This is a genomic window from Cohnella soli (assembly GCF_042655525.1).
Taxonomy (GTDB): Bacteria; Bacillota; Bacilli; order Paenibacillales; family Paenibacillaceae; genus Cohnella; species Cohnella soli.
This window is the reverse complement of sequence record NZ_JBHSMI010000009.1, coordinates 88690-101079: the sequence shown is the minus strand read 5'-3', so window position 1 is coordinate 101079 and position 12390 is coordinate 88690. Positions and strand designations below refer to the sequence as shown.

The 12390-nt window shown below is 55.3% G+C and carries 10 protein-coding genes; all 10 read left to right on the top strand.

The annotated features are described in order from the left end of the window. Window positions 1–102 precede the first annotated feature (102 nt). The 10 genes from lonB to cobA all read left to right on the top strand — a co-directional run bounded on the left by lonB (window position 103) and on the right by cobA (window position 12386). Entirely contained in the window at window positions 103–1860 is a 1758-nt protein-coding gene (gene lonB, locus ACFPOF_RS05105) for an ATP-dependent protease LonB (protein WP_378130246.1), read from the top strand. A gap of 132 nt (window positions 1861–1992) precedes the next feature. Beyond that, a complete protein-coding gene (lon, locus tag ACFPOF_RS05100) occupies window positions 1993–4443 on the top strand; it encodes an endopeptidase La (protein ID WP_378130244.1) in 2451 nt (816 codons plus the stop codon). Between the two features lie 18 nt (window positions 4444–4461). Beyond that, window positions 4462–5115, top strand: coding sequence for a ribosome biogenesis GTP-binding protein YihA/YsxC (gene yihA / locus ACFPOF_RS05095; RefSeq protein WP_378130242.1), 654 nt, complete (start codon window positions 4462–4464; stop codon window positions 5113–5115). A gap of 154 nt (window positions 5116–5269) precedes the next feature. After that, on the top strand, window positions 5270–5860 hold the full coding sequence (locus ACFPOF_RS05090; protein WP_378130240.1) for a non-ribosomal peptide synthetase module: 591 nt from the start codon (window positions 5270–5272) through the stop codon (window positions 5858–5860). Between the two features lie 308 nt (window positions 5861–6168). Next, window positions 6169–6570, top strand: a complete 402-nt coding sequence (gene speD, locus ACFPOF_RS05085) for an adenosylmethionine decarboxylase (RefSeq protein WP_378130238.1) — start codon at window positions 6169–6171, stop codon at window positions 6568–6570. A gap of 222 nt (window positions 6571–6792) precedes the next feature. After that, window positions 6793–8229: a glutamyl-tRNA reductase gene (gene hemA, locus ACFPOF_RS05080; RefSeq protein WP_378130236.1), complete on the top strand. Its 1437-nt coding sequence runs from the start codon at window positions 6793–6795 to the stop codon at window positions 8227–8229. A gap of 29 nt (window positions 8230–8258) precedes the next feature. Continuing rightward, window positions 8259–9080: a cytochrome c biogenesis protein CcsA gene (gene ccsA, locus ACFPOF_RS05075; protein ID WP_378130234.1), complete on the top strand. Its 822-nt coding sequence runs from the start codon at window positions 8259–8261 to the stop codon at window positions 9078–9080. A gap of 115 nt (window positions 9081–9195) precedes the next feature. Next, entirely contained in the window at window positions 9196–9858 is a 663-nt protein-coding gene (locus ACFPOF_RS05070; RefSeq protein WP_378130232.1) for a precorrin-2 dehydrogenase/sirohydrochlorin ferrochelatase family protein, read from the top strand. A 43-nt stretch (window positions 9859–9901) separates the two neighbouring features. After that, a complete protein-coding gene (gene hemC, locus ACFPOF_RS05065) occupies window positions 9902–10831 on the top strand; it encodes a hydroxymethylbilane synthase (RefSeq protein ID WP_378130230.1) in 930 nt (309 codons plus the stop codon). A gap of 4 nt (window positions 10832–10835) precedes the next feature. After that, window positions 10836–12386, top strand: coding sequence for a uroporphyrinogen-III C-methyltransferase (cobA, locus tag ACFPOF_RS05060; RefSeq protein ID WP_378130228.1), 1551 nt, complete (start codon window positions 10836–10838; stop codon window positions 12384–12386). Window positions 12387–12390 lie beyond the last annotated feature (4 nt).

The window sequence follows — 12390 nt, the reverse complement described above, 5'->3', positions numbered from 1 at the left end:
TGACTATATTCGCCGGAAATCGGGCAATACTACCAGGTATAGCCCGGTTCCGGTTGTTTTTTTGTTGCGACCCGCGGGCAAGTTCGGGGAGGATGAGACGAGATGACGTTAAGCATGGTGCTTATGCTCGTTCAAGTGTTTTTTGCCGTCGTAATCGGCGTTTATTTTTGGAATCTGCTGCGCAATCAGAAAACAAATCGCAGCGCGGTAGACAGAGAGTCGCGTAAAGAGATGGAGAAGCTGCGTAAGCTCCGCTCGATTTCCTTGACGAAGCCGCTGTCGGAGAAGACGCGCCCGGCTACGCTTCAAGATATCGTCGGCCAGAAGGAAGGGCTGCGCGCTCTGAAAGCCGCGCTATGCAGCAGCAATCCGCAGCATGTCATCGTTTACGGCCCGCCGGGCGTCGGCAAGACGGCGGCTGCGCGTGTTGTCCTGGAGGAAGCGAAGAAAAACAAGCTTTCTCCGTTCCGCGCGGAAGCGAAATTTACCGAGATCGATGCGACGACGGCGAGGTTCGACGAACGCGGCATCGCCGACCCGCTGATCGGCTCCGTGCACGATCCGATCTATCAAGGCGCTGGCGCGATGGGCGTGGCGGGCATTCCGCAACCGAAGCCGGGGGCGGTCACGAAAGCGCACGGGGGCATTCTGTTTATCGATGAAATCGGCGAACTGCATCCGATTCAACTGAATAAGCTGCTGAAAGTGCTCGAAGATCGCAAAGTGTTTCTCGAGAGCGCGTATTATCATGCCGAAGATACCAATATTCCTCTGTATATACACGACATTTTCCAGAACGGATTGCCTGCGGATTTTCGGCTTGTGGGCGCAACGACGAGGTCCCCGAGCGAGCTTCCGCCAGCGCTTCGCAGCCGCTGCATGGAAGTTTATTTCCGTCCTTTGCTGCCGGACGAAATTGCGGAGATCGCCGAAAACGCGATTCGGAAAATCGGATTCGAGCCACGCAAAGACGCGCTCGACGTCGTGAAACGTTATGCGACGAACGGCCGTGAAGCGGTTAACGTCGTGCAGTTAGCGGCGGGCCTGGCCATTTCGGAAAATCGGCAGGATTTGGGCGCTCCCGATGTGGAATGGGTCGTTAATAGCAGCCAATTGGCGCCAAGACCGGATCGCAAAGTACCGGAAAAACCGCAAGTCGGTTTCGTGAACGGCCTCGCAGTATATGGGCCGAGCATGGGAGCATTGCTCGAAATCGAAGTAACCGCCATTCCCGCGCCTAGCGGCAAAGGGCAAATCAACATTACCGGCGTCGTTGAAGAAGAAGAGCTTGGCGGCGGTCAGCGTACGCTCCGTCGCAAAAGCATGGCGAAAGGATCGCTCGACAACGTTCTGACCGTGCTGAGAAGAATCGGTTTCCATCCTGACGGGTTCGACCTGCACATCAATTTCCCGGGCGGCACGCCCGTAGACGGTCCATCGGCGGGCGTCGCTATGGCAGTCGCCATCGCATCGGCCATGACGAAGCAACCGGTGGACAACAAACTGGCGATGACAGGCGAACTCAGCATACACGGAGCGGTAAAACCGGTCGGCGGCGTCGTCGCCAAAGTCGAAGCGGCGTTCCAGTCGGGCGCGGATACGGTTCTCATTCCGAAGGAGAACTGGCAGGCGATCTTCGAGGGACTCGAAGGCGTCAAAGTGATTCCGGTCGATCGGCTGGAGGACGTATTCCGTCATGTGTTCGGTGAAGAGAAGACCTGGATGGACGACAGATGGCGTATCGGCGAACTGCCTCTCGGCGCGGATGCTTTCGCCGCCGCTCCCGCAGGCGTGCTGCACGCAGGCATCGCGCACACGGATATGGGACCGACTGCTGGCGGACGCTGGATCGAAGGATAATTTGCGCACTGAGCTAGGGGTAAATACATGGCCGTCCCGAGGGGCGGCTTTGCTTTTTTGCGGCGGCCTCACACATTTGATACAATGACGGGAGTGTTTGAAATCGTTCCAAAACTGCGAGGTGCGTCAAATATGGGTTCGAGCAAACTGAAAAGCCGTACCATTCCGCTGCTGCCTTTAAGGGGGTTGCTCGTCTATCCTAGCATGGTGCTCCATCTCGACGTCGGGCGCGAGAAATCCGTTAAGGCGCTGGAGCAATGTATGATCGACGACCATATGATCCTTCTCTGCTCTCAATCCGAGGTAAACATCGAGGAGCCGACGCAGGAGGATATTTACCGGATAGGTACGATTGCCAAAGTACGCCAGATGCTGAAGCTGCCTAACGGCACGATTCGGGTGCTGGTCGAGGGGGTAAGCCGCGCCGAGATCGAGCAATATTTGCCGAGCGACGAGTATTATGAAGTGCTCGCGCACGAATTGGTCGAAGGCCAGACGAACGACTCCGAGTTGGATGCGCTTATGCGAGCCGTGTTAAGTCAGTTCGAGCACTACATCAATCTGTCGAAAAAAGTGACGCCAGAGACGCTTGCCGCTGTGACCGACATCGACGATCCCGGTCGGCTTGCGGACGTCATTACAAGTCACTTATCGCTGAAAATAAAAGACAAGCAAGAAATTCTCGAGACGGTCGAAGTGCGCCCGCGCCTCGAGAAGCTGCTCGATTATCTGAACAATGAACGCGAAGTGCTCGAGCTCGAGCGTAAAATTAGCCAACGCGTTAAGAAACAGATGGAGAAGACGCAGAAGGAATATTATCTTCGCGAGCAGATGAAGGCGATTCAGAAGGAACTCGGTGACAAGGAAGGCCGTGCAGGCGAAGTCGAGGAACTGAAGGCGCAGCTGGCGGAAGCGGATTTGCCTGAGAAGATCGCGACGAAAGTCGCAAAAGAGATCGATAGGCTGGAGAAAATGCCTGCGGCCTCTGCTGAAGGCGGCATTATCCGTACGTACGTAGAATGGCTGCTTGCATTGCCTTGGACGAAGATGACGGAAGACGACCTAGACATCGTCAAGGCGGAACATATTTTGAACGAAGAGCATTACGGCCTCGACAAGCCGAAGGAACGGGTGCTCGAATATTTGGCCGTTCAGAAGCTCGTCAAGAAGCTGAAAGGGCCGATCCTGTGCCTCGTCGGACCTCCGGGAGTCGGCAAAACATCGCTCGCCAAGTCGATTGCGAAATCACTCGGACGTGAGTTCGTGCGAATTTCCCTTGGCGGCGTACGCGACGAAGCGGAAATTCGCGGTCATCGTCGGACGTATGTCGGGGCGATGCCGGGGCGCATCATTCAGGGGATGAAAAGCGCAGGCTCCGCGAACCCGGTATTCCTGCTTGACGAGATCGACAAGATGGCGATGGATTTCCGGGGCGACCCGGCGTCAGCGCTTCTCGAGGTGCTAGATCCCGAACAGAACTCGACGTTCAGCGACCACTACGTTGAAGTGCCGTACGACCTGTCGAACGTCATGTTCGTGACAACGGCGAACGTCGTGCATAACATTCCGCGCCCGTTGCTCGACCGTATGGAACTTCTTCATGTGCCCGGTTATACCGAACTGGAGAAAGAGCAGATCGCCGAGCGGCATTTACTTCCGAAACAGAAGCGGGATCACGGCCTCGAATCGGACCAACTCGTGCTGGAGCAGGACGCACTTGTGTCGCTCATACGTCACTATACGCGAGAAGCAGGCGTGCGCAATATGGAGCAACAACTCGCGTCCCTTTGCCGTAAAGCGGCAAAAGCCATCGTCGCTGATCCTTCGGTCGTTCCGATTGTTGTTAACGTTGACAAACTCAAAGAGTGGCTCGGGCCGCCGAAGTTCCGCTACGGCATGGCCGAGCAGGAAGACCAGATCGGCGCCGCGACAGGGCTTGCCTGGACGGAAATGGGCGGAGTCACGCTTGTTATCGAAGTAACCGTCATGCCGGGAAGCGGGAAGCTGACGTTGACCGGACAGTTAGGCGACGTGATGAAAGAGTCGGCGCAAGCGGCGTTCAGCTATACGCGAAGCCGCTCCAAGGAGCTCGGCATCGATCCTCAGTTCCACGAGAAGAACGATATACACATTCATATCCCGGAAGGCGCCACCCCGAAAGACGGCCCTTCGGCAGGCATAACGCTCGCTACCGCGCTGATCTCGGCATTGTCGAACCGCAAAGTGAACCGCTCGGTCGCGATGACCGGCGAGATCACTCTTAGGGGCAGAGTGCTGCCGATCGGGGGGTTGAAAGAAAAATCTCTTGCTGCACATCGGGCGGGCATTACGAAAGTGCTTCTTCCGATAGACAACGAGCGCGATTTGAAAGACATCCCGGAAAGCGTGAGGGAGACCATGACTTTCGTTCCGGTATCTCACATAGACGAAGTGCTGGCGCATGCGCTAGTCGAGCCTTTGGAACGAATGCCCGGCAATGCGGACATTGGGGATTCGCCGAGGAAAGCCGATGCCGATGCTTCCGTGCATCCCGCCTCGGTGAATGACGAGCCGGAGGAGACGCCGCCGCTCGGAACACATTGATGGGAGAAATCACGGGTTATGAAGATCAAACAGACGGAATTTGTCATTAGCGCGGTCGGTCCAGCCCAATATCCGGAATCCGGATTGCCTGAAGTGGCGCTGGCCGGCCGATCCAACGTAGGGAAGTCTTCCCTGATTAACAAAATGCTGCTGCGGCGTAACTTGGCCCGAACAAGTCAGCAGCCCGGCAAAACGCAAACGCTGAACTATTACCGAATCAACGGGGATGTCGGAGAGCTTTATTTCGTCGACTTCCCCGGCTACGGTTATGCGAAGGTATCCAAGTCGGAACGCGAGGCTTGGGGCAAAATGATCGAACGTTATTTGCGCGGACGCGAGCCGCTCAAATTGGTGCTCCAACTCGTCGATTTGCGTCACCCGCCATCCGCCGACGACATTCGGATGTATGAATGGCTGTCCCACTACGAGATTCCGATGACCGTCGTGGCGACGAAGGCGGATAAAGTGAGTCGGTCGCAATGGCAGAAACATATGAAGATTATTCGCCAAAGCTTAGGCATGCCCGGCCACGTTCCGCTGTTGTTGTTTTCCTCCGAGACAGGGCAGGGAAGAGAAGAATTATGGAGCTTGATCGAGCAATCGGCCGCTCTTGCCGCCGGATCCCCCTCCGAACCCGCCAACAACGTGCAGGAAACAGAGGATAACGCATAAAAGGCGCCCGCAATCGCGGGAGGAATCGTTTTTTGAGTGTTTTTTCCGTAAAAATCACGTTCGGAACGCAGGAAACGTCTTGCGAATTCGCGTATAATTAGATTTAGATCATGCGCAATACAATCGCAAGACAACGGGAATTGAGGAGATTTTTATGGCTCAACGCGTAGCCACGGAGTATGTCAATGCCAGCCTGACAGTAACCGAAACCGAAATGCCGAAGTTGATCGCCTTGTGCGAAGTTCAGCAAGTCAGACAGCAAGTGTTTGTGCTGGACAACGGCAATCAGGAAGTCGTGCTCGAAGAAGATGTCGGCGGGGAAGCCATTCGCCTGCGCTTCGAAAGAATGAACGGACAGTACAAATGCGTACTGACGTGCAGAGTCGTTCAGCCGAAATTGACCAACGTTTTGCGGAAGCTTGTCTCGACGTTTAAGGGAGACGCGGTCGTCAATCGGATTTATAACGAATTTACGATGATTTATCATTACATCCAGGGCAGTGTCGTAAGAATCGTGGAAAGCGCGGGAACGCAGCTAAAGACGGTTTACGAATATCGGGATACGGTCGGCATGCTGGAATCGCGGTTCCAATCATGCAGCGTTGAAGAAGAAATCGAACGTTTGCGCGGCTCGGTCAACGAGCTTCTCGACTTGCGCAACCAGACGAAGGAAGTTGCGTTGCTTTCCGACATCGACCAAAGATTGAAGTATCATAGCCGCCTGCTTTTCGCGCTCGAAGCGTAAAACGGAACAAACGGCATATAGGATGAAGGAGCCATGGTGATGGCTCCTTTTCCATTCTCGGAATAAGGATCCGCGCTCAAGCCGGGCCTGGAAATCGGGCGGGAACGAGCCTATGAAACTCGTCAAAAAAAAGGGTTGCATTTACCCGGGATAGATGTTATTTTTAGATTCGTTGACAACGCAATACATTAGGAACCAGGATTCACTCAAGGATATGCGGTGGAGCAAATTCCCTCCAAGTGAATGACGTAGGTCCTAGCGGATGAAATCAGTTTCACATTTTATTCCTAGGAAGGGGGAACCGAAAGATGGAATATTCGACTTTCGGACGGCACGTTGCGGTAGACACATGGGGAGGAAACGTTGACATCTTGAACAACGCTGAACTTCTCCAAGCTCACATGGTAGAGGCAGCAGAAGCATGCGGTGCGACTGTTCTCTCGGTTCAAGCGAAACAATTCGAACCTCAAGGTGCAACCGTATTGGTATTGCTTTCGGAGAGCCACATCTCCATTCACACGTATCCTGAGAGAGGCTTTGCCGCAATCGATTGCTACACCTGCGGCGAGACGGTCGATCCTCAGCTGGCGATTGACTATCTCGTAGACGTCATCAAGCCGGAAAAAACTTACGCGAAGAAGCTAGTACGCGGACTTGGCGAAATGCAAGTCGTCGAACCGACGATCAAGCAAGTCGAGCTCGTTAAATAATTCAACGATCGAAGCCCGGGAGAGCGATCTCCCCGGCTTTTTTATTTCCCGGTAACGCCGGAATAGCGCTATCGATATTGGTCGACAATAAAAGAAATGCCAGGCAGCCGTTTTCATAAACTTTTCATATTTTGAAGACGAGCCGCTGCGCGATTATGTTATAATAATCGTTGAGCTTAACGGGTCTGATCTTACTCCCATGCAGAAAGTCAGGTGAATGCCATGCATCTTATCGTCGTCGGATTGAATTATCGAACCGCACCGGTCGAAATCAGAGAACGTTTCGCATTAGCCGAAGCGGAGATGCCGACGGCTTTGCAAGGGCTAAAGATGACCACGGGTTTTCTTGAAGGAGTTATCGTCGCGACGTGCAACCGGACGGAAATTTACGCCGTCGTCGACAGGCTTCAGCTATGCGGCCATTACATTCGCGCGTTTATGGAACAATGGTTCAACATTCCGCGCCAACAATTCAATTCGCACCTATACATGTACGAGGACGAGCGCGCTGTCGAACATTTGTTCCGTGTGACGAGCGGACTAGATTCAATGATAATTGGCGAGACGCAGATTCTCGGCCAAGTGCGGGATGCTTTCCAACTTGCGCAAGAGCAGCAAGCAACGGGGACGTTGTTTAACCGCTTGTTCCGACAAGCAATTACGCTGGCGAAGAGAGCCCACTCCGAGACTTCAATCGGCGAGAACGCCGTATCCGTAAGTTATGCGGCCGTAGAGCTCGGCAAACGGATTTTCGGCCGATTCGACGACAAGAAAGTGATGATCGTCGGTGCCGGCAAGATGAGCGAGTTGACGGCACAGCACCTTCACTCGAACGGCGCGAAGCAAGTATTCGTTGTGAACCGGACCGTGGAGAAGGCGGAGGAACTGGCAAGAAAGTTCCAAGGCACGGCGATGGCGCTCGATGCTGCGCTCGTGAAGCTGAAGGAAGCGGACATCGTCATCAGCAGTACGGGAGCGGATCGGTTCGTCTTGACGCGCAAAGACGTTGAGGCAGCGATGGCCGTTAGGCGCAACAAGCCTTTGTTTCTGATCGATATTGCTGTGCCGCGGGACATCGATCCGGCTTGCGGCGAATTATCCAACGTGTTTTTGTACGATATCGACGATTTGGAAGGTATCGTAGAGACAAACTTGGCGAAAAGACGTAAAGAAGCCGAGATTATCGAGGACATGATCGAGTTGGAGCAGGAAGCTTATCAGCAATGGTACGCGACGCTTGGCGTCAGCCCTCTGATCCGGGCGCTTCAGGAGAAAGCGGCTGCCATCCAGCAAGAGACGCTGGATAGCTTGCTGCGCAAACTGCCTGAACTCGACGAGCGCCAGACGAAAGTCGTCCGCAAGCTGACGAAAAGCATCGTGAATCAGATTATTCACGACCCGATATTGAGAATTAAGGAACTGGCCGTCGACAAAAAAGGCGACGACGCGATGAAGCTGTTCGTGCAGATGTTCGCGCTCGAAGACGATGTCGAACGTTTGAAGGCGGAAGCGAAAGCTGCCGAGAAAGCACGGAAAACAAGCTCGGTTTCGGCAGCAAACGGCGCTGTTGCGGAATCCCCCGGCAATGGAGCGGATAAAGCAAGCGGCGTACGCGGCGTAGACCAGTTGCTGTCGCAGCTCGCCGGGGCGCTTCGATAACGCGATGGAATTTGGAGGCGTTGCCCCCCATGGTTACACAGGATTGGTTAACCGACGCGGTTCTTTATATATACGCCCTGAGCTTGCTCTTTTTCGTTTCCGACGCCGCCTCCGGCAATCGGAGTGCGAAAAGGGTCGGAACAGGGCTGCTTGTTTTTGTGTGGATACTGCAGGGCGGTTTCCTAATGGCGTTGTTGTTCGATCGCTTTTCCGTTCCGCAGCTCACCATCAAAGACTATTTGTTTTTTGTCTCTTGGTTGCTTGTGTCGGTCTCTTTTATACTCAATAGACTGATGCGAGCGGAACTGCTCGTCCTACTCGTTAACGTCGTCGGTTTCGCGGTGCTCGCTCTTAATCTCATCGCACGTCCGCAGCACAACGTATCGCTTCAGCCTTGGGAAGTGGCGAGGCGGCTGCTAATCGTTCATGTCGGATTCATTACACTTGCTTTCGCGATTTTGACAGTGACGGCGGTTCTTGGACTGATGTATTTATTTCTTCATACCAGATTAAAGAAAAAGAAATGGACTCACGTCATGCACCGGATGCCGAGCCTGGAATGGATTGATCAATATGCGTACCGGGCTGGTTTAATCGGCGTTCCGCTGCTTCTGCTCTCGCTTTCGACAGGGACGGCCGCGTTATTGACGGAAGGTACGATCGCGGATTTGCTGGACGGTAAAGTATTGTTGTCGTTCGCAGCCGGCATCGCTTATGCCGTCTACTTGGTTCGCCGATTGGCAGGCAAGGACGACGGCTCGAAGCTCGCGGGTTGGAACTTGCTCGGCTACAGCTTTCTTGTGATTGGTTTCTTCGTGAATTCGGATTCTTCCTTTCACCAAATGGTATAGAGGGCGTTCGCGACTTCGAGAGGCTATTAGTTACACTAAACGTAACTACAGTGCACTATTTTCGCGATCAAAACCGGACTTTTTGAAAAACCACTCGAAAGGGGGGGCGATCGTAATGGCGCAATGGTATCCTCTGTTACTGAGAATGGACGGGCGACCGTGTCTTGTTGTGGGCGGAGGGGAAGTAGCCGAACGAAAGACGGAAGGGCTGCTGGATGCAGGCGCTTCCGTTACGATCGTCAGCCCTGCCGCGACACCGAGATTGTCGGAATGGGCGGCGACCGGTCGTTTGCGCTGGCTGGTGCGACAAGCGGCAGGCACCGATGTCGAAGGGGCGACGCTTGTGTTCGCGGCGACGGACGATCCGGACGTAAACCGGGCGATCGCGGACGCTGCGCGTGAACGAGGCATTCCCGTTAACGTTGCGGACGACGGGGAGGCGGGCGATTTCCTCGTTCCGGCTACGGTAAGGCGCGGCGAGCTCATCTTGGCGGCTAGCGCCTCCGGGGCGGGACCGGCGTTCGCCTCCCGCATAGCGAGAGAATTGGCGACTAGTTACGGACCGGACTATGCTAGTCTCGTCGACACTTTAAAGGAGATCCGCCAGTTCGTGAAGACGCAAGTAATAGATGCTACGGAACGGCGTAAGCTGTTGCGCGCGGCGTCTGGCGATGAAGCGATTGCGATCTGGCGGAAGCATAACGGAGAGATGGGTTTGCCACAATTGTTGGAAATTTTGCGGCAGATCGCAAACGGGCACAACGCAGAGACGGAATAGGAAAAGCACAACTAACGCCGATTGCAGGAAGGGGATCATATAAATGCGCAATATTGTCGTTGGGTCCAGACAAAGTATGCTCGCGCTTACGCAAACGAACCAGACGATCGAATCTTTGAGACGGATATGCGCCGCGGAGAAGCTCGATTATTCGTTCGAGGTGAAGCCGATCATTACGCGGGGGGACCGCATTCTCGACGTGACGTTGTCGAAAGTGGGCGGTAAAGGGCTCTTCGTCAAAGAAATCGAAGAGGCGCTTCTGAGCGGGGAAATCGATATGGCGATTCACAGCATGAAGGATATGCCGTTTGAATTGCCAGAAGGTCTGATGATCGGCGCCGTACCTGAGCGCGAAGATCCGAGAGATTGCCTTGTCGGCAAAGGCGGCCGCAAGCTCGATGAGTTGCCGACCGGTGCGCTCGTCGGTACGAGCAGCTTGCGCAGAGCTGCGCAATTGAAAGCTTACCGGCCGGATTTGCGCATCGAGTCGATTCGCGGTAATATCGATACTCGCTTGCGTAAGCTCGAAGATGAAGGCTTCGATGCGATATTCCTTGCGGCGGCCGGTTTGCACCGTATGGGGTGGAAAGATCGAATCACCGAATACTTGTCTCCGGATATCGTCTTGCCGGCCGTGGGCCAAGGTGCGCTGGCGATCGAATGCCGTGGAGACGACAAGGATTTGCTTGACGTGCTGGCGAGATTGAACGATGAACGGACGTCGCGCAACGTGGCTGCCGAGCGACGGCTTCTCGGTTTGCTGAACGGTGGCTGCCAAGTGCCGATCGGCGCCTTCGCTGAGACGTCGAACGCTGATGATGTTCGGCTGGTCGGCATGGTTGCCTCTCCGGACGGTACGCGTGTGTTGAAGGAAAAGGCGGAAGGCGACGACCCGTCGAACGTCGGTACTGTAGTCGCGCGTGCGCTGCTAAGCCGCGGCGCGGACGAATTGCTGGCGGAAGCGAGGGAGTAGCCGGATGAACAAGGGGAAAGTGTATTTGGTCGGCGCGGGACCGGGAGATCCGAAACTGATTACGGTACGCGGCCTTGAAGCGCTTAAGCGGGCAGATGCAGTCGTATACGACCGCCTTGCCGGTCCGCAACTGCTGAATCACGTTCGGTCCGATGCCGAGAGAATCTATGTCGGCAAGCTGCCTGACCGTCACACGATGAAGCAGGAAGAGATTAATCGACTGCTTGTCAAGCTGGCTCTGCAAGGGAAGGATGTCGTTCGGCTGAAGGGCGGGGACCCGACCGTATTCGGCAGAGTCGGCGAGGAAGCCGGATTGCTGCGTGAGAACGGCGTCGAGTACGAGATCATACCGGGGATTACATCCGCAATCGCCGTTCCGGCCTATGCGGGCATACCGGTTACCCATCGGGAGCTTGCGTCATCTTTCTCCGTCATTACCGGCCACGAAAGCCCGGACAAGCTCGATCATTCGATCTACTGGGACAAAGTGACGAACGCGACGGGTACGCTCGTTTTCTTGATGGGTGTGGCCAAACTCGATTATATTAGCGAACAATTGATCAAATACGGCAGATCCGCGGATACGCCGGTCGCGCTCGTTCAATGGGGAACGAGGGCAGAGCAGCGGGCGGTAACAGGGACGCTAGGAACGATCGTTGGAATCGTGGCGGAAGCCGGCCTCAAACCTCCGGCGGTCATCGTCGTCGGCGAAGTCGTTCGACAACGCGAGACGCTCGCATGGGTCGAGCGCAAGCCGCTCTTTGGGCGGCGCGTGCTCGTGACGCGCGCGCGCGCCCAGGCGAGCGAACTTGTCGAAAGAATAGACGAGCTAGGAGGGGAGCCGTACGAGTTCCCCGTGATCGAGACGCGGTTGCCGACTTCGGCCGGGGAGATCGCGAGAATCGAATCCGCATTCGCTCAAGCGGAAATATATGATTGGGTAATGTTGACAAGTGTTAACGGTGTCGATTATTTCTACCGCTGGCTCGATCGGTGCGGCGTCGACATCCGGAAATTCGCGCGTGCGAAGTTCGCGGCTGTCGGTCCGAAGACGGCTGCGGCGCTGGCGGCACGCGGCGTCCGGGCCGATCTGCTGCCGGAGAGCTTCCGTGCGGAAGGGCTGCTGGACAGCCTGGAGGGTCTCATCGCGCCGGGGCAAACCGCGCTACTGCCAAGAGGCGATCTCGCTCGGGAGACTTTGTCTGCGGAGCTGAGAGCGAAGGGCGTGCGAACGGTCGAAATCGACGTATACGAGACGTCGATGTGCGTGCCTAGCGATCCGTGGTTGCCGGAGATGTTGGCTGGCGGCGAGATTCACGTCGTTACGTTCACGAGTTCTTCCACGGTCGTAAATCTGATTCGGGCGCTGAAGGAACTTGGCATGGAGGATCCTATTCGGGCGCTGAACGGCGTCGACATCGCTTGCATTGGCCCAGTGACCGCGAGAACAGCCGAAGAGCACGGGCTGACGGTGACGATCATGCCCGATGAATATACGATAGATGGATTGGTAGAGGCGCTCGTTGCTGGGCGTCGTCAAGCGAAAGGGGAATAACAAA

What these genes read in the sequence shown, in the direction of transcription:
- lonB (WP_378130246.1), top strand. Translation starts at nt 103, where the DNA reads ATGACGTTAAGCATGGTGCTTATGCTCGTTCAAGTGTTTTTTGCCGTC.
- ACFPOF_RS05090 (WP_378130240.1), top strand. Translation starts at nt 5,270, where the DNA reads ATGGCTCAACGCGTAGCCACGGAGTATGTCAATGCCAGCCTGACAGTA.
- yihA (WP_378130242.1), top strand. Translation starts at nt 4,462, where the DNA reads ATGAAGATCAAACAGACGGAATTTGTCATTAGCGCGGTCGGTCCAGCC.
- cobA (WP_378130228.1), top strand. Translation starts at nt 10,836, where the DNA reads ATGAACAAGGGGAAAGTGTATTTGGTCGGCGCGGGACCGGGAGATCCG.
- hemC (WP_378130230.1), top strand. Translation starts at nt 9,902, where the DNA reads ATGCGCAATATTGTCGTTGGGTCCAGACAAAGTATGCTCGCGCTTACG.
- ccsA (WP_378130234.1), top strand. Translation starts at nt 8,259, where the DNA reads ATGGTTACACAGGATTGGTTAACCGACGCGGTTCTTTATATATACGCC.
- ACFPOF_RS05070 (WP_378130232.1), top strand. Translation starts at nt 9,196, where the DNA reads ATGGCGCAATGGTATCCTCTGTTACTGAGAATGGACGGGCGACCGTGT.
- speD (WP_378130238.1), top strand. Translation starts at nt 6,169, where the DNA reads ATGGAATATTCGACTTTCGGACGGCACGTTGCGGTAGACACATGGGGA.
- lon (WP_378130244.1), top strand. Translation starts at nt 1,993, where the DNA reads ATGGGTTCGAGCAAACTGAAAAGCCGTACCATTCCGCTGCTGCCTTTA.
- hemA (WP_378130236.1), top strand. Translation starts at nt 6,793, where the DNA reads ATGCATCTTATCGTCGTCGGATTGAATTATCGAACCGCACCGGTCGAA.